The following is a 16,808-nucleotide window of genomic DNA, read 5'->3' as shown; positions in this document are numbered from 1 at the left end:
TCAGCTCCAAAGCCTTGCTACCCTCCCCTTAGTTAGGAAAGCCATGTCAACTTCAACGCGTGCGGCCCAGCCGCACCAAGAGCGGCTCAGCAGCAAGCAGACCCGCAAAGTCGTCACAGCCGGCTGCGTCGGCATTTTCGTGGAACTGTACGACAACGGCATCTTCGCCTTCATGGCGGGGACGCTGGCGCTCGTCTTCCTGGCGCCCGGAAACCCGGACAACGCGTTGCTGTTCGTTTTCGCCGGCTACGCCGTCTCGTTCTTCGTCCGGCCCCTCGGCGCGGTGGTCTGCGGCTTCCTCGGGGACCGGATCGGACGCCAGAAACTGCTGGTCTTCGTCATCCTGCTCATCAGCGTGGCCACCGCAGGCATCGGGCTCCTGCCAGCGTACTCCGCGATCGGCATCGCCGCACCCGTACTGCTTGTGCTGCTGCGGATGGTGCAGGGCTTCTCCGTCGGCGGCGAGGCTGCCGGTGCCATGACGTTCCTGGCTGAGCACGCCCCCGAAGGCAAGCGCGGCATCATCACTTCCTACGCACAGATCGCATCCTTCGCGGCTCTCCTCACCGGTACCCTCGTGGCGTTCTCCATGTCGCCGTGGCTCAGCCAGGCGGCCATCGACGGCGGCGGATTCGGCGCCTTTGCGTGGCGTATCCCGTTCCTTGTCGCCATCCCCATGGGCATCATCGGCTGGTACATCCGCAAGGCCATCAGCGACACCCCCAACTTCGTGAAGCTGAAGGAAGAGGGCGGCCTGTCCAAGAACCCCCTCAAGGAAGCGTTCAAGTCCGCCGAACACCGCCGTGCCATGGTCCTGGCCCTGTTCATCCCGCTGATGAACGGCTCCGGCTACTACGTCCTGTTCTCCTACATGCCCACCTTCCTGAAGGGCAAGCAGCTGAACTTCACCATCGGCGAGGCGCTCATCGTCACCGCCTGCAGCCTCGTCGCCATCTGCATCGCCATTCCGTTCATGGGCGCCCTGTCGGACCGTGTGGGACGGAAAAAAGTGATCGCCGGCTCGGCCATCGCCATGGCAATCGTCGGCATCCCGGCCTACGCCCTGATCGCCACCGGCAACATGGGCCTCGCCATCCTCGGCGCCTGCATCATGGCAGTGGTCTTCGCCGGACACACCGCCGTCATCCACATCCTGATCGTGGAACTCTTCCCCACCCGCGTCCGCTACTCCGCCTACGGCCTGGGCTACAACGTTTCCTCCGCCCTGTTCGGAGGCACGGCCCCGCTGCTGATGACCTGGCTCATCTCGAGCACCGGCAACATCTACATGCCCGCGTTCTACGCCGTCATCACGGCGCTGGGCACCCTCGCGGCGGTCAGCACGGTCAAAGACCGGGCCCATGAGCCGCTGCGGGACGCCTGACCCGCAGCCGTACCTGATCCACTCCGCCGGCAAATCCACAGCACGTTGGCCGGGTCCCGTTCCGGGGCCCGGCCGCCCAACCCTTCACTGGAGACCTGATGCCTTTTTCCGACTACACCACAGCCCTCGTCACCGGCGCATCCACCGGCATGGGAGCCGCCATCAGTGAACGGCTTGCCAAGCGTGGCCTGACTGTCCACGCCGTCGCCCGCAACCAGGAGCGGCTCGAGGAACTGGCGGACCGCACCGGCGCCGTCCCGCACGTCGTCGACCTCACCGACACCAAGGCCCTCGCCGCGGCGATTGACGGCCTCAAAGTGGACGTGCTGGTGAACTGCGCCGGCGTCTCCCGTCCCGGCAACATCCTGGATTCCTCCGAGGACGACGTCGACGAACTGGTGGACGTCAACCTCCGCGGGCTTCTTCACCTGACCCGGCTGATCCTGCCCGGCATGGTGGAGCGCGACCTCGGCCACGTGGTCAACATCAGCTCCATTGCCGGCGTCTACAACTTCTACGGGCACACCGTTTACCACGCCACCAAGGCAGCGGTGCACCAGATTTCCCGCCAGCTCCGGAACGACACGGTGGGCAAGCGGATCCGCGTGACCGAGATCTGCCCCGGCCGGGTGGAAACGGAGATCTTCGGCCGCAACATGGGCGGCACGCCCGAGGCCATGGAGGAAGCGTGGCAGACATACTACGAGGGCTTCGAATCGCTGACCACCGATGACATCGTCAACGCCCTCGACTACGCCATCGAAGCGCCGGCCCACGTGAACCTTGGAATGATGGAAATCATGCCCACGTTCCAAGTCCCCGGCGGCCTGGTGTTTGACCGGCGCTAGCCTGCGTGCGCCGCCATCCTGCGTGCTCCGAAGGGGTGGCCCCGCGGCCACGGTGACTGTGCAGCCGCCCCATCAACCAGGGTGATTCTGGACGAACGCCCATTGGGGGAGTGCGGCTGGTTTCCTAGCCTTGGGGTAGACCTTTTCACTACCAAGGATGGGATTCAACGATGAAGCGCATCGCACTGCTCCGAGAGCGAGTGGCCACCTCCGGCGCCACAGGCACCCACTGCCCGGTATCCGGGCTGTGGGCTCCTGACGACGCACCGCATGACGGACAGACCTTTTTTGAAGGACACATTTTCCCGTCCTACAACGGATCGCCCACCGTCTGGCGCCGCAACACGGCGGGCGCAACCTCGCGCTGAGGCTGCGCCGCTAGCGCTCCAGGCGGAAGCCCAGTTTGATGGTTACCTGCCAGTCGGCCACCTTGCCGTCTGCCAGGTGGCCGCGGATTTCCTTGACCTCGAACCAGTCCAGGTTGCGGAGGGTCTTCGCGGCCTCGGCGATCCCGTTGCGGACGGCGGCGTCCACGCCCTCATTTGAAGTTCCGACAATTTCAGAAATGCTGTAGGTGTGATTCGACAACTTCGCTCCTCATAATCTCCATTGGCACCCGGAACTGCGGGCCGTCCCTGCAGATTAGCGGACGGAGGTCGGAACGACTAGGGTTTTCGCCGCGGCGGTCGCCGCGATCGTTGCAGCTGCGGCCGCAGGACACGATCGCGGCGAGGAACCTGGCAGTCAGTGCTCAGCGGTCGGGGCCGGCGGGAAGCGGGCCGTGCGGCATCCCGGGCCCGAGCACAGGGCCCGGCTCCGGGCGCTTTGCCTTCAGGCCCGGGCCCGTGGGGCGCTGCCGTACCCGGCGCAGCACCCACGGGAACAGGTAATCCCTGGCCCAGACCAGATCATTGCTTCTGGCCTGCCTCCAGCTGCTGGTTGGCAGGACCTTGGGCTGCAGGGGCTCCAGGGTGTGGGGCACGTTCAGCGTCTCGAGAACCATGGCTGCGATGGTGTGATGGCCCAGGGGCGAGAAGTGCAGGCGGTCCGGATCCCACATTTGCGAACCGGTCAGCTGGCGCAGGCTCCAGAGGTCGGCCACCACGCCGTCGTGCCTGGCTGCGATGGTGCGGAGGTTTTCGTTGAAGATGGCCACCCTGCCGCGGATGCGGTTGAAAACCGGGGTGTTGCCCCAGTCCGGTCCGGTGAAGAGCACCACCGTTGCGCCGGTGGCGCTGAGCAGTCCTATGACCGGGTCCAGTCTCTCGGCCAGCTTGTCCGGATCGCTTCCCCGGAACACGATGTCGTTGCCACCCGCGGAGAGCGTGACCAGGTCCGGCTTGAGTTCAAGTGCCGGACCCACCTGGTCATCAACGATCTGCTGGAGCAGGAGGCCCCTGACCGCCAGGTTGGCGTAGGCAAAGTCCCGGTGGCCCAGGCTCAGCTCTTCCGCGACCCGGTCGGCCCAGCCCCTTACGCCGCCGGGGCTCCGCGGCTCCGGATCGCCGTAGCCCTCGGTGAAGGAGTCCCCCAGCGCCACGAAGCGGTTCCACGGATGGGGCGCGGGAGTGAGCGCCGCGGAGGGTGTCCGTGCAGGTCCGGGAATGCTGAACGTGCTCACCCTCCCATCGTGACCCCGTGTTTCCGCGGAAAACAGGGCCGAAGGGCGCAATTCACCCTGCCCAGCGAAGCCTGATGGTGACGCCTGCTGCAACGAAGCCGGGCGGAGGAAATACCAAGGGGGGTATATGATTGGGGGAGTCCTGAAGCCACGGAGGAAGTAATGGAACTCGATCCCGCCGACATGAAGCCTGTCATCAACCGGCTGCGCCGTGCGCAGGGGCAGCTCGCGGCTGTGACCCGGATGATCGAGGAGGGCCGTGACTGCAAGAGCGTGGTCACGCAGCTGGCCGCCGTTTCCAGCGCCCTGGACCGGGCCGGATTCTCCATTATTGCCACCGGCCTGCAGCAGTGCATGCAGCAGGAGGACCCCAGCCTGGACAGGGCTGAACTGGAGAAGCTCTTCCTCTCCCTCGCCTAGACCGTTAGGCGCGCCCGGCCGCCCAGGTCAGGCCGCCTAGGCCGTCAGGCGCTCTTCGCCTCGAGCACGTACGTCTTCAGGTCATCCAGGGTCTGCTGCATGTGGGCGTCCATGGCACCGCGGGAGCGCGCGGGGTCCCGTGATTCCAGAGCCTCGGCAATCGCCTGGTGGTGGCCGATGGCGTGCTCCTGGATGTCCCGGACCTTGGAGGTCTGTGTCCGGCGCTTCTCGAGTACGCGGTGCAGCGGCTCGAACAGGACGGCCACAAAAACGTTCTCCGAGGCACGCAGGATCACGTCGTGGAAGGCGAGGTCAGCTTCCACGAACGCGGGCAGGTCATCGGACTGGTGAGCCTTGCGCATGGCCGCCACGTAGCCGTGGAGTGTCTTAATCTCGGCGTCGCTGATGCGTCCGGCTGCCAGTTCGCAGGCCCCGGTTTCCAGCATCCGGCGCAGCTCAATGAGCTGGATGGCCGCGGACGCATCATTCTTGCCCTCTGAAGCCGCACGGAGGACTGCCTCCAGCGAGGCCCAGCGGTTGAGCGGATTGACGAAGGTGCCCCGTCCCCGCTCCACGCTCAGGATGCGCTGCGCCTCCAGCGTCTTCATCGCCTCACGCACGGTCATGCGGCTGACTTCATGTTTCGCGCTCAGTTCCAGCTCGCCGGGGACGCTGGCCCCGGGCGGGAACTCGCCGGCAATGATCCGGTCCAGGAGTTCATCGGCCACCACGCCGACCAGTGATTTCCGTGCCAACTTTCCCCCGTTCCGCGATGAGCGACGATTTGTCCGACAAGTCTACTTGCGCGTCCCTGTGCCTTGTGCCACACTAGCATTCGATTGTTAGATGTCAGACATCTTACAAGTACCTACCCGCAACAGAGATTTCATACACAACGGAGTGCAAAGTGCCCCTTGAAGCAGATGTACTGGCCGCCTTCCCGGCAGAGATCCAGATTCCCGCTGAGCTGGTTGCCAACGCTGTAGCGGCGTCATCGGCAGCCTCGCCCCGAGTACTCGTAGTGCTCGACGACGACCCCACCGGCACGCAGTCCGTTGCGGACCTGCCGGTCCTCACCCGCTGGGACGTTGCCGACTTCACCTGGGCCTTTGCGCAGAGCAAGCCCGCCGTCTATGTCCTCACCAACACGCGCAGCCTGGACCCGGCCGAGGCCGCAGCGCGGAACGAGGAAATCGTCCGTAACGCCCTGGCCGCCGCGGGCGCCACCGAGGGAGAACGGCTCCGGCTGGGGTTTGTCAGCCGCAGCGACTCCACCCTCCGCGGCCACTACCCGCTGGAACCGGATGTCATCGCCGCCACCGTGGCCGCTGTCAGCGGCGAGAAGACAGACGGCGTCGTCATCATTCCGGCGTTCCCCGACGCCGGCCGCGTGACCATCGGTGGCGTGCACTACATGCGCGGCACCGGGGCCGACGCCGGCAAGCTGACACCCGTGGCCGAGACCGAATTCGCCAAGGACGCCTCTTTCGGCTTCGTCAACTCCGAGATGGCGAAGTATGTCGAGGAGAAGTCCAAGGGCCGTTTCGCCGCGGACTCCGTGATCGTCCTGGACCTCAACACCATCCGCGCTGCAGGACCGGACGGCGATCCGCAGATCTCCGCCAAGGCCATCGCCGACGCCATCGACTCCGCCGCTGACTCCACCCCGATCGTGGCGGACATCGTCTCCGAAAACGACCTCCGTGCCCTTTCACTGGGCCTCGAGGAAGCCGAACGCCGCGGCAAGAAGCTGCTCTACCGTGTGGGCCCGCCGTTTGTCCGTGCGCGGATCGGCCAGGAAATCCGCACCGAACTCAGCGGCGAAGAAGCCTACGCCGGCAACACCCCCTCGGAGGCCGGCGGACTCATCGTGGTCGGCTCGCACGTCGGCGTGACCACCCGCCAGCTCAAGGCCCTCACTGAACAGCACAGCGCAGCGCGCATCGTCGAGATCGACGTCGAGAAGCTTGTCGCCGCCGAAACCGAAACAGGCAGCGCCGCCAGCTACCTCGACGAAACCGTGGACACGGTGGTCGGGGCGCTGCGCAGCGGCGACGTCATCGTGCACACCAGCCGCCTGCTCATCAGGACCGACGACGCCGCCGAAAGCCTGCGGATCGCCCGCACGGTGTCCGCCGCCGTCGTCGCCGTCGTGAACCGCACGCTCAAGACCTTCCCGCCGCGCTTCGTGATTGCCAAGGGCGGCATTACGTCCTCGGACGTCGCCGCGCACGGCCTGGAAATCCGGCACGCCATTGTCCGCGGCCCCATGCTGCCGGGCATCGTGAGCCTGTGGGAGCCGGTGGACGGCCCCGCCAAGGGCATCCCGTACATCGTCTTCGCCGGCAACGTGGGCGACGACCAGTCCCTCGCCGACGTCACGCGCAAGCTCAGCAACACCTTCTAAGCCTCCCCACCACCGCAAGATTCAATGGAGAACACCATGACCAGCAGCTACACCATCACCGTTCTCGGCCTTGGCGCCATGGGCCTGCCCATGGCCACGCGCCTGGCCAGCCAGCTCACCGTCCACGGCTTCGACATCGCCGAGCCGCGCCTGAAGCTCGCCGAGGAAGCCGGCATCCGCACCTTCGATTCCGCCCGCGAAGCCTCGGAAGGGGCCGACGCCCTGCTCCTGGCTGTGCGCAACGGCGAGCAGCTCAACGATGTCCTCTTCGGCGCGAACGGCGTGGCCTCCGTGCTCAAGCCGGGCGCCGTGGTGATCCTCGGCAGCACCGTGGGCACCGACGCCATCCCGGCCACCGTGGACCGCCTGGCCGAATACGGCGTCGAACTGGTGGACGCGCCCCTTTCCGGCGGCCCCAAGCGCGCCGGTGAAGGCGACCTGCTGATCGTGGTGGGCGCCTCGCCCGAGGCCCAGGAAAAGGCCCGCCCGGCCCTCGAACTGCTGGCCTCCACGCTCACCGTCGTGGGCGACAAGCCCGGCGACGGCCAGGCCCTCAAGACCGTCAACCAGCTCCTCTGCGGCGTCCACATCGCTGCCGCAGCCGAGGCCCTGGCCCTGGCCGACGCACTCGGCCTGGACCAGGAAAAGACCCTCAAAGCCCTCGAAGCCGGTGCCGCCGGGTCCTTCATGCTCTCCAACCGCGGCCCGCGCATCCTCGAGGCCTACACGGAGGAAGGCGCCGAAGTGCTCAGCCGCCTGGACATCTTCGTGAAGGACATGGGTATCGTGGGCAAAGCCACCCGCGCCGCCGGCCTCGCCGCCCCCGTCGCGGCAGCAGCCGAGCAGCTGTACCTCCTGGGCCAGGCCCAGGGCCTCGCCGCAGCAGACGACTCCGCCGTCATCAAGGTTGTCGCCCCCACCAAGCGCACCGCTTAATCCCCAACTAAAGCCCGACGACGGCGGTCCCCCCTCCGCCGTCGTCGACCCACTTCGCCGGGCATTGCCGGCGACGTCAAAGGAGACAATCCCAATGAGCGCTCTAGCTCTTCTGGCCATAGCTGTCGCAGGCGTGGCCCTCCTGCTCGTGGCAGTGATCAAGTTCAAGATTCCCGCATTCCTGGCGCTGCTTGTGGTCAGCGTCGGCGTAGCGCTCGTCGCCGGGATCCCCCTTTCGGACATCATCAAAACGGTCACAGAAGGCATGGGCGGGACGCTCGGTTCCGTGGCCATCCTGGTAGGCCTCGGCGCCATGCTCGGAAAGATGATCGAAATCTCCGGCGGGGCGCAGGCGCTTGCCGGAAAGTTCACCCAGCTACTGGGCCCGCGCCGGGTCATTGCCGCCCTCACGGCGGCGGCCTTCCTGCTCGCCATTCCGGTATTCTTCGACGTCGGATTCATCATCCTGATTCCCATCATCTACGGCTTCTCCAAAGCTGCGGGCGTGAACCCGGTCAAGATCGGCCTTCCCGTGGGCGCCGTCATGCTGGCCATTCACGTAGTGGTACCGCCGCACCCCGGCGTCGTTGGCGGTGCTGGCATCCTCAAGGCTGACATCGGCTGGGCCACGATCTTTGGCCTCCTCATCTGCATCCCCGTCGGTTTCCTCGGCTACTTCGTGGCCAAGAAGCTGAACCGCCGCGAATACGGCATGCTGTCCACCACGGCCGAGCAGTTCCGCCTTTTCGGCAGCGGCAAATCGGAAGTCGAACAGGACTCACCCCAGGGCTCGTCGAAGTCGTCCGTGCTAACCGCAGTCAAGACGGCCCCCAGCCCGGCCATGATCATCACCCTGATCGTTCTGCCCATCCTCATGATCATGGTGGGCACGGTGGGTGCTGTCATCCTGCCCAAAGACTCTTTTGCCTCCCAGCTCGCCGCTTTTGTTGGCGCACCCCTCATCGCGTTGCTGACGGCTTTGGGTCTGGCCTACTACTTCCTTGGCATCCGCCGCGGCTGGTCCTCGCAACACACAGGTGAAGTTATGGATTCCGCGCTCGCGCCCACCGCGATCGTGATCCTGGTGACCGGCGCCGGCGGTGTGTTCGGCAAGGTCCTGACGGTTTCCGGCATCGGCAAAGCGCTCGCCGAAGGACTGCAGTCCGCCGGCCTCCCGGTCATCCTGATGGCCTTCATCCTTGCCGCCATCCTGCGCGCTTCGCAGGGCTCCGCCACCGTGGCCATTATTACGACGGCGGGACTGCTCGCCGCCTCAGTGGCTGACGGCGGCTACTCACCGGTGCAGACGGCGCTGATCCTGGTTGCCATCGGTTTCGGCGCATTCGGCCTCAGCCACGTCAACGACTCGGGCTTCTGGATCGTGACCCGATACCTGGGTCTGTCCGTGTCCGACGGCCTCCGGACCTGGACCGTCCTCACCACCATCCTGGGCCTGGCCGGCTTCGCGCTGACCTTCGTCGCCTGGATCCTGGTGGGAGGCCTGAGCGCCTGATGCGTGCCCGACTCGACCACCTGGTAGTTTCCGCCCTCCAGCAGGGTGCAGCCGTCCCGGCCTTCACCTGTTACGACTTCACCACCGCCCTGGCCGTGGTGGAGGCGGCGGAAGAGGCCGGCCGCGGCGCCATCCTGCTGGTGGCTCCCAAGACTGCCGCCACCCCCAACGGGCTGCGCCTCATCACGGCGCTCCGCGGGCTGGCGGACGCCGCCAGTGTTCCCGTCGCGGTGCAGCTGGACCACGCCTCCGACCTGCGGGTGATAGCCGACGCCGTCGCGGCGGGGGCGGATTCGGTCCTCGCGGACGGCTCGTCGTTGCCGTACGAGGAAAACATCGCGCTGGTCCGCGAAGCGCGCGCGGTGCTGGCAGCGCAAGGCCATGCCGACGTCGTGATTGAAGCGGAACTGGGCGGCCTGGCCGGTGACGAGGACCGTGCCTTCGGTGCGGACGCCACAGGGTCTTCCGCGCAAGGCACCGCCGGGCTGACTGACTCCGCCCAGGTGGAGTACTTCATCGCCCGCACCGGCGCGCAGCTCCTGGCCGTGGCCGTGGGCAATGTGCACGGTAAGTACAAGGGGGAGCCGCAGCTGCGGTGGGACGTGCTGCAGGACATCGCAGTGCGCACCCACATCCCGCTGGTGCTGCACGGCGCCTCCGGCATCCCGGCTGAGGAACTGGTCAAGGCCGCCGCCATGAACGTGGGCAAGGTGAACTTCAACACAGAACTCCGCACCGGCGTGCTGGCCACGCTGGAAGCGCAAACCGGTTCGTACCGTGCCGACGGTGAAAACCTCCAGGGCTTGCTCGGGACGTGGAACGCCTCCGCCAAGGGCTTCGCCGCCGGAGCCCTGTCCACCCTCACCCGCTAGATCCGGGACCTGCGGGAAAAACCCCGGACGAGGGAGGCTAGGATCGAGCCATGATCCCGGCCTCCCTCGTTTTCGCATTCATCGCGGCCCTGCTGCACGTCTACATCTTCACCATGGAGTCCGTCACCTGGACCAGGCCGGCCACCTGGAAGCGCTTCGGCGTCGCCTCGCAGGCCGACGCCGAGACCACCCGGCCACTCGCCTACAACCAGGGGTTCTACAACCTGTTCCTGGCCCTCGGCGCGCTGATCGGGACCGGCGCGGTCCTCCTCGGCCAGCCGGCAGTCGGCTGGACGCTCATCTTCAGCTCCTGCGGTTCCATGCTGCTCGCGGCCGCCGTCCTGGCCCTGACGGGGCGGAAGTACCTCCGTGCGGCCGCCACGCAAGGCACGACGCCGCTGCTCGCCGTCGTGCTCGGCCTGCTGGGGCTGCTGCTCGCCTGACCGCTGCCTGCCTGAGCGTCGCCACCGGCCGCAGCACCCCGGCCGCGCTGCGGCGCCGCCCCGGTTGTGGCCCTTGACGGACGCCCGGCGGACAATGGAAGGTACGCAGAGAATCGATCCGCGTCCGTAGGGAGCGCAATGGGTGTTCCGCAGCAACGTCAGCCGCAACAGGCAAGCGGAGTACCGGACCTGCCCGCACCGGAACGCGACCTGGTGATCGACCTCGCCCGCTTCTTCTGTCTGGCCCTGGTGGTGGTGGGACACACCATGATGGTCAGCCCGGTGCTCCACCCTGACGGCACGGTGACCACCGAAAACACGCTGGCCCTGCAGGACTGGTTCGAGCCGATCATCTGGATATTCATGGTGATGCCGCTCTTCTTCGTGGCCGGCGGCATCACCGGCCTGCAGTCCTGGCGGCGGCTCAGGGCACACGGCGGCACCGGCCTGGAATTCGCCCAGGCCAGGCTGCTGCGCCTCATCCGCCCGGCCGCGGCCCTGCTGGCTGTTATGTTCGCCGGGCTCTGGGCGGCGCGGATGTTTGGTGTGGAACCCCAGGTGGTGGAGCTGATCGTCACCGGCGCCGGGATGCCGCTCTGGTTCCTCGCCGCGTATCTGGCGGCCCAGCTGAACATCCCCTTGCTGGCTGCGCTCCATGACCGGGCCCCATGGCTTGCGCTGGCCGGACTCACCACGCTGGTGGTGGCAGTTGACTGCTTCCGCGGTGCCCTGCCGCTCCTTGCCTACGCCAACATCGTTTTCCTGTGGTGCGCCGTCCAGCAGCTGGGATTCATCCTCGCCGACGCCCCGGAACGGAGGCCCAGTGCCTCCACGCTGGTGGGCATCATCGTCGCGACCAACCTCCTGTTGGGCCTGGTCACGGGCCTGGGGCTGTACCGGGGCAACATGCTGGTAAACCTGAATCCGCCCACCTTCTGCCTGCTGCTCCTTGGCGGGGCCCAGGCCGCGGCGCTGCAGCTCTCCCGGCCGGTCCTCACCGGCGTGGCTGCGGCAAAGTGGGTCCGGGCGGTGGTCGGGCTGGCCGGACGGCGGGCCATGACCGTCTACCTGTGGCACCTGCCGCTGCTGGCAGCCATGTCCGGGCTGCTCCTGCTCACCGGCTTCCCCAAACCGGCGGCGGGGACCGCCGGATGGTGGTGGTCGCGGCCTCTGGTCCTGGTCGGCATCATCGTGCTCCTGACGCCGGTGCTGGCCGCCTTCGGGCGGCTCGAAGAACGGCCGACGGCGTCCGCCCACTCCCGCCGTCGGCCCGCCGCCGCAGTGGTGACCGCCGCCGTCGTGGTGTTCATCCCGGTGGCCGACGCCGCGTTCAACGGACTGACGCTTGGACTGCTGGGCGGTGGTGCGGCGTGCTTTGCCCTGGCCGTGCTCCTGCTGGGCCGGATTCCGGTTCGCGGGCGATCGCGGCCTGCGCGCCCGGAGGGCGGGACCGGCGGCGTGACAGGCCGCCCGGAGGGCACGGCCAACGGCGCGCCGGGCGGGGCCGGAGGGCCATTGCCACCGACGCCATTAAGTGCCAATGTCGAACCATGACGGAGAACACGGTATCCACTGAAGACACGTTCAGCCCGGACGTCACCACCATCCGCAATGATGACCTCCACCGCTACGAACTGCGTGTGGGCGGCAAATTGGCGGTTCAATCGCGCTTTATGGACAGACCGGGGCACGTGGACTTCATCCACACGGACACCGCGGAGGATTTCAAGGGCCAGGGGCTGGCAAAGGTGCTGGCGCATTTCGCCCTGGATGATGTGGTGTCCTCAGGGAAGCGGATCATCCCGCATTGCCCCTTCATTTACGCCTACCTGAAGAAGCACGACGCTTACGAGCAATTCATTGACTGGCCGGAACAGCCGCCCACGGATGAAGTGACGGCTTCATAGGCACGGGTTCATAGGCGATCGGCCGGGCACCGCCGCCTGGTCGAAGCCGCCTAGTGGTCGAAATGGGTGGCGTGCCCCTCGGCGGCGAACGATCCCACCAGCTTTCCGCCACATCGCGGAGTTTCTGGTTCCTGCCGCTGGGCTTTGGTGAGGATGGCCATTGCTTCTGCCTGCGAGCATCTGTTCTGGCCCATGATGATGCCGGCCGCAAGGTCGATGGCGGTGTGCGGGACTCCATGGCGGACCGCAGGTCCTCGGCCAGCTGCTGCCGGACGCCGATCCGTACCGCAAGGCGGAGCGCCTTTTCGGCGTGTGATGCGAACACTTCGGCCTTTTGGATCGCGGTGGCATCGAAGACGTCCGGGGCCGGAGCAAAAACGTTCAGCGCTGCGGCAGCGCCTGCGTGGTGGTCCTGTGGTGCTGGTTAAGGGTGACCGCGCAGGACACTTCGTGGCCGAGGGCGTCCGAAAGCGAAACAGCGGAAAGCTCGCAGAGCTCCGCCAGGAAGCTATTGACATCGCTACTGCTGATGACCAGATCCTGCAGCTCTGCGGCCACGGATGCGTCCAGCGTGCTCTCGTTCATTCTTCAAGTCCAGGTCTGCCCGGAGCCGATGGACCGGGGCCGGAGAAGCGGCTTGTGGCGTGGGCAACAATTTCGTATGGTTTAGGTGAGTTATGAAGCTGGCTCTTGGAAGTCTCTGTGGGAGAAGCCTTGAACCATAAATTGCGTGTGCTGGTCCGTGTGGATGTTGATCCCGGACGGGTAACCCTGGAAGTCGCCGGCTGCCTGACCCAAGCCAATTACCCCGTGCTGCTGCACATCATGCGCCGCGCGCGCCGGCTTTCCCCGGAACAGGACATCACGGCAGACCTCTGCGGTGCGTCGCATCTGGACCCCGAAGTCCTGATGTACCTGCGCCACATCGCCGGAAGCGCCGCTGAAGCCAACGGAAACCCCGGAGGCGTGGCGGGCGATTCCGAGGCATTCCGCCTCAAACTTGCCGAGCCCGCGGAATTGCCCATCTGCCTGGAGCACGCCGGACTGTCAGGCGGCGACGAGGCCGCCCTGGACGGGGAGATCAACGCCCTCCTGGACGGCGAAACCACCCCAGGGCCCGACCCCGACGGAGTCCTGGCAGCCGCCGGGGAGCAGCGCACCATCAACGGCCTGGAACTGTCCGAATACCTCGAAGGGAACATGGATCCCGCCTCAACAGTCCGGGCCATGTCAGATGATGCCCTCAGCAAATTGGCCGATGCCCTGTACCGGCATTTGGACACCCGCAACCCGTCGTTCGGTGCCCATACCTGGTACGAACTGGCGGCGGAGGAGCTCCATCAGCGGCACCTCACGGAACCTGACGGTCCGTCGCAGGAGGAAGTCGCCGCCGGCTGACGGCCCGCCTCATTTTCGACGGACACTTTCGCTCCGACCTTAGCCGTTTTCGCGGCGGGCGGATAAGGTTGGACTGACTCAGGACAGTCCGTCTATTCCGCTCCGTTGGTCTCACTTTGGAGTCGGATCCCCGCCGGGCGGCTGACCGAACCGACCAGGACCCAGGGGGACAGCCGGGCTATGACATCGCGGCAGCTTGCCATTCGGCTGATTGTCCTGGCGACGGCCATCCTGGGCCTGAACTACATCATTTGGCGCTGGATGGTGTCCGTCAACTGGGACGCCTGGTGGATCGCGGTACCGCTCGTCCTGGCCGAGACCTACTCCCTGCTGGACTCGTTGTTGTTCGGCGTCACCATGTGGCGTTACAGGCAACGGGACACTCCGCCGCCACCGCCTGCGGGCCTGACGGTGGACGTGTTCATCACTACCTACAACGAGCCGCTGGACCTCGTGATGGGAACGGCGCGGGCCGCCAGGAATATCGCGTACCCGCACAGGACCTGGATCCTGGACGACGGCAACCGGGCCGAACTGCGGGCCATCGCTGAAGCGGAAGGCATCGGCTGGATCACCCGGTCCGAGGACTGGGCCAACCGCCCGCGCCACGCCAAGGCAGGCAACCTCAACAACGCGCTGCTCGCCACCGACGGCGAGTTCATGCTGATCCTGGATGCCGACCAAGTACCGGACCCCAGGATCCTTGACCACACCCTCGGTTATTTCAACGACCGCAAGATGGCCTTGGTGCAAACACCCCAGGTGTTCGTGAATGTCCCGCCCCACGATCCGCTGGGCAGCCAGGCGCCACTGTTCTACGGGCCGATCCAGCAGGGGAAGGACGGCTGGAACGCCGCCTTCTTCTGCGGTTCAAACGCGATCATCCGCCGGGAAGCCCTGATGCAGCTGGGCGTTATGCGCTACGTCTCGGAAACCGAGCTGGCGCTGAACAAGGCACTCCGGACGGCGGATAAGGTCGTGGCGAAGGCGAGGCGCCAGCTTGGCCCCGGGCAGGAACGGCTGGCGGCCGCCCTGTCCACGGTAGCGGCGGACCTCCGGCAGGTCCGGCGGGAGCTCAGCGAAGGGCAGGCCATCGCCGACGTCACCTACCGTTTCCAGGAACGGGTGGACACAGTGGCACGGAACCTGGTGGCGGAAGACTTCGCGGCGCTGCACGCGGAGCTGAACTCCATTGAGGGGCTGTCCCGGACCATCGACGTGGACGGTTCACTCGCCGTCGTCGACGACGTTGCCCTGGACAGGCTGTCGCAACGGGACTGGTCCCCGCTGGGAGCGGTGGAAACCGTCCGCGTGCTGATCGATTCCGTCAACGCAGAGAAGGCCGGCGAGGCGCAGGCCGTCATGCCGCTCGCCACGATCTCCGTCACCGAGGACATGGCCACGTGCATGCGGCTGCATTCCCTCGGCTGGGAATCTGCCTACCACCACGAGAAGCTGGCTGACGGCCTGGCCCCGGAGGACCTCGACTCGATGCTGACCCAGCGGCTCCGGTGGGCGCAGGGCACCATGCAGGTCATGTTCCGGGAGAACCCGCTGCTGCAAAGAGGGCTGGGCCTGGCCCAGCGGCTGATGTACCTGGCAACCATGTGGAGCTACCTCGCCGGCTTCGCCGCCGTGGCCTATATCGCGGCACCGGTCATCTACCTCATCCTGGGGATCCTGCCCGTGCAGTCGCTGAGCAACGAGTTCTTCCTCCGGCTCATCCCCTTCCTGGTGGTCAACCAGATCCTGTTCCTCGTGGTGGGGCGGGGCGTGAAGACGTGGCGCGGCCAGCAGTACTCGCTGGCGCTGTTCCCCACGTGGATCAAGTCCGTTACCTCCGCGTTCGGGAACGTGTTCCTGGGCAGGGACCTGGATTTCCGGGTCACACCCAAGACGCTGCAGGCACGCAAACGGCTGCCGTGGCACCTGGTCCGGCCCCAGCTGATCGCCATGGCTGTCCTGGTGCTGGCGGCCGTGGTGGGCGCCATCCGTTTGTTGCTGGGCCAGGGGGACCTCCTGGGCAGTTCCGTCAATTTTGTGTGGATAGCCTTTGACCTGCTGATCTTCAGCGTGGTCATCCAGGCCGTTCGCTACCCCGGCTACGATGCCTGGCTGGACAGCACCAAAAAGAAAGAAGGAAATCCGTGATCGAATTCAACAACGAGACCCTGGCCAACGGAGTGGGCGTGATCCGGCCGGTCGGCCGGCTCAACATGGTCTCGGCGCCGCACCTCGGCGCCAACATCGATGCGCTCATCAGTGACGGCACGGTCCGGCTGGTGGTTGACCTGGCCGGTACTGATTTCATTGACTCGTCCGGCCTCGGTGCCCTGATTACGGGCCTGAAAAAGACCCGGCAGGCGGGCGGCGACCTTCGGCTGGCCAACCCCACGGCGCAGATCACCGCGGTCCTCGAAATGACCAACCTCAACAAGGTGCTGCAGCCGGTGTCCTCCGTGGACGGGGCCTATTGATGGGCAGCCGGTTCAGCCTGCGTGCCGCGGCGGTGCCCGACAGCCTGGAGCTGGTCCATGACCTGCTCGGGGAGCTCTGGGAGGGCGAACCCGGGATCGAACTCATGGACCGCATCAGGTTCGAAACCGCACTGATTGAGGTGGCGTCCAACATCATTGAGCACTCGCGGCCGTCCGGCACCGACCCGGTGCGGTTCGTCCTAGCGGTGGAATGCGAACCGGAGCGGCTGTATGCAGAATTCACGGACAACGCCAGGCCGGCCGGCATAGACCTGTCCAGGGCCGAACTGCCGGATGACCTCTTCGCGAGTGGACGCGGGCTGGCCCTCGCCAAGGTGGCACTGGACCAGTTTTCCTATGCCAAGGAGGACGACGGGAACCGGTGGACGCTGCTCTGCCGCCGCAAATCAGAGGCCACCGCACCCCAGTAGCCGCATATTGTGCCTCAGCCGAGGCCCGGGCGACAGTCAATGACGTTCCTTTGAGCCGCAAGAACCCCGGATTTCCGCCAAATTAGCAATTAGCTCACAAAAGTTTGACTAAAAGGTTCACCTAAGTAAGGCTTGCCTTGCTACGTTAGCG

Annotated in this window: 19 protein-coding genes; 15 read left to right on the top strand and 4 right to left on the bottom strand. The window is 66.2% G+C overall.

Annotated features, from left to right (window positions below):
• The first annotated feature begins 43 nt into the window (after nt 1–43).
• The 3 genes from CXQ91_RS10360 (at nt 44) to CXQ91_RS10350 (ending at nt 2,600) form a co-directional block, all read left to right on the top strand.
• Complete coding sequence (locus CXQ91_RS10360; protein ID WP_104173836.1) at nt 44–1,384, top strand: MFS transporter; 1,341 nt, start codon at nt 44–46, stop codon at nt 1,382–1,384.
• A 98-nt stretch (nt 1,385–1,482) separates the two neighbouring features.
• A complete protein-coding gene (locus CXQ91_RS10355) occupies nt 1,483–2,232 on the top strand; it encodes an SDR family oxidoreductase (RefSeq protein ID WP_104173835.1) in 750 nt (249 codons plus the stop codon).
• Between the two features lie 170 nt (nt 2,233–2,402).
• Entirely contained in the window at nt 2,403–2,600 is a 198-nt protein-coding gene (locus tag CXQ91_RS10350; RefSeq protein WP_104173834.1) for a hypothetical protein, read from the top strand.
• 10 nt (nt 2,601–2,610) lie between these two features.
• Here CXQ91_RS10350 and CXQ91_RS10345 read toward each other — a convergent pair whose 3' ends face one another.
• Entirely contained in the window at nt 2,611–2,820 is a 210-nt protein-coding gene (locus CXQ91_RS10345) for a dodecin (RefSeq protein WP_104173833.1), read from the bottom strand.
• A gap of 163 nt (nt 2,821–2,983) precedes the next feature.
• The gene (locus tag CXQ91_RS10340; protein ID WP_374953647.1) at nt 2,984–3,853 is read right to left on the bottom strand and encodes an SGNH/GDSL hydrolase family protein; all 870 of its coding nucleotides are present in this window, start codon (nt 3,851–3,853) and stop codon (nt 2,984–2,986) included.
• A 162-nt stretch (nt 3,854–4,015) separates the two neighbouring features.
• Between CXQ91_RS10340 and CXQ91_RS10335 the strand changes: the two genes are divergently transcribed.
• Entirely contained in the window at nt 4,016–4,273 is a 258-nt protein-coding gene (locus CXQ91_RS10335; protein WP_028270603.1) for a metal-sensitive transcriptional regulator, read from the top strand.
• Nucleotides 4,274–4,317: 44 nt separating this feature from the next.
• On the opposite strand, the gene CXQ91_RS10330 is transcribed toward CXQ91_RS10335, so the two are convergent.
• Nucleotides 4,318–5,028, bottom strand: coding sequence for a FadR/GntR family transcriptional regulator (locus CXQ91_RS10330; protein ID WP_104173832.1), 711 nt, complete (start codon nt 5,026–5,028; stop codon nt 4,318–4,320).
• A gap of 152 nt (nt 5,029–5,180) precedes the next feature.
• On the opposite strand from CXQ91_RS10330, the gene CXQ91_RS10325 reads away from it, so the two are divergent.
• From CXQ91_RS10325 to CXQ91_RS10295, 7 genes are all read left to right on the top strand, one after another.
• On the top strand, nt 5,181–6,680 hold the full coding sequence (locus CXQ91_RS10325) for a four-carbon acid sugar kinase family protein (protein WP_104173831.1): 1,500 nt from the start codon (nt 5,181–5,183) through the stop codon (nt 6,678–6,680).
• Nucleotides 6,681–6,716: 36 nt separating this feature from the next.
• Nucleotides 6,717–7,616, top strand: coding sequence for an NAD(P)-dependent oxidoreductase (locus CXQ91_RS10320; RefSeq protein ID WP_104173830.1), 900 nt, complete (start codon nt 6,717–6,719; stop codon nt 7,614–7,616).
• Nucleotides 7,617–7,710: 94 nt separating this feature from the next.
• Nucleotides 7,711–9,129 (top strand): GntP family transporter, encoded by a 1,419-nt coding sequence (locus CXQ91_RS10315; protein ID WP_104173829.1) that lies wholly within the window; start codon nt 7,711–7,713, stop codon nt 9,127–9,129.
• Nucleotides 9,129–10,001 carry a class II fructose-bisphosphate aldolase gene (locus CXQ91_RS10310; RefSeq protein ID WP_104173828.1) on the top strand — a complete coding sequence of 291 codons (873 nt, stop codon included), beginning with the start codon at nt 9,129–9,131 and terminating at the stop codon, nt 9,999–10,001. Before CXQ91_RS10315 ends, CXQ91_RS10310 begins: the two co-directional genes overlap by 1 nt.
• A gap of 50 nt (nt 10,002–10,051) precedes the next feature.
• Entirely contained in the window at nt 10,052–10,444 is a 393-nt protein-coding gene (locus tag CXQ91_RS10305) for a DUF1304 domain-containing protein (protein WP_104173827.1), read from the top strand.
• A 138-nt stretch (nt 10,445–10,582) separates the two neighbouring features.
• Nucleotides 10,583–11,998 (top strand): acyltransferase, encoded by a 1,416-nt coding sequence (locus CXQ91_RS10300; RefSeq protein ID WP_104173826.1) that lies wholly within the window; start codon nt 10,583–10,585, stop codon nt 11,996–11,998.
• The gene (locus CXQ91_RS10295; protein ID WP_104173825.1) at nt 11,995–12,351 is read left to right on the top strand and encodes a GNAT family N-acetyltransferase; all 357 of its coding nucleotides are present in this window, start codon (nt 11,995–11,997) and stop codon (nt 12,349–12,351) included. The genes CXQ91_RS10300 and CXQ91_RS10295 overlap by 4 nt, the downstream gene beginning before the upstream one ends.
• A gap of 381 nt (nt 12,352–12,732) precedes the next feature.
• Here CXQ91_RS10295 and CXQ91_RS25260 read toward each other — a convergent pair whose 3' ends face one another.
• On the bottom strand, nt 12,733–12,936 hold the full coding sequence (locus CXQ91_RS25260) for a hypothetical protein (RefSeq protein ID WP_258073927.1): 204 nt from the start codon (nt 12,934–12,936) through the stop codon (nt 12,733–12,735).
• Between the two features lie 129 nt (nt 12,937–13,065).
• Between CXQ91_RS25260 and CXQ91_RS10285 the strand changes: the two genes are divergently transcribed.
• The 4 genes from CXQ91_RS10285 to CXQ91_RS10270 all read left to right on the top strand — a co-directional run bounded on the left by CXQ91_RS10285 (nt 13,066) and on the right by CXQ91_RS10270 (nt 16,657).
• Complete coding sequence (locus CXQ91_RS10285; protein WP_146072322.1) at nt 13,066–13,749, top strand: hypothetical protein; 684 nt, start codon at nt 13,066–13,068, stop codon at nt 13,747–13,749.
• A gap of 180 nt (nt 13,750–13,929) precedes the next feature.
• Nucleotides 13,930–15,900, top strand: a complete 1,971-nt coding sequence (locus CXQ91_RS10280) for a glycosyltransferase family 2 protein (RefSeq protein ID WP_104173823.1) — start codon at nt 13,930–13,932, stop codon at nt 15,898–15,900.
• Nucleotides 15,897–16,226: an STAS domain-containing protein gene (locus CXQ91_RS10275; RefSeq protein ID WP_104173822.1), complete on the top strand. Its 330-nt coding sequence runs from the start codon at nt 15,897–15,899 to the stop codon at nt 16,224–16,226. The genes CXQ91_RS10280 and CXQ91_RS10275 overlap by 4 nt, the downstream gene beginning before the upstream one ends.
• The gene (locus CXQ91_RS10270) at nt 16,226–16,657 is read left to right on the top strand and encodes an ATP-binding protein (RefSeq protein WP_104173821.1); all 432 of its coding nucleotides are present in this window, start codon (nt 16,226–16,228) and stop codon (nt 16,655–16,657) included. The genes CXQ91_RS10275 and CXQ91_RS10270 overlap by 1 nt, the downstream gene beginning before the upstream one ends.
• Nucleotides 16,658–16,808 lie beyond the last annotated feature (151 nt).

The sequence above is a fragment of the Arthrobacter sp. Y81 genome, from assembly GCF_002929335.1.
Classification (GTDB): Bacteria; Actinomycetota; Actinomycetes; order Actinomycetales; family Micrococcaceae; genus Arthrobacter.
This window is presented reverse-complemented; position numbering and strand designations above follow the sequence as displayed.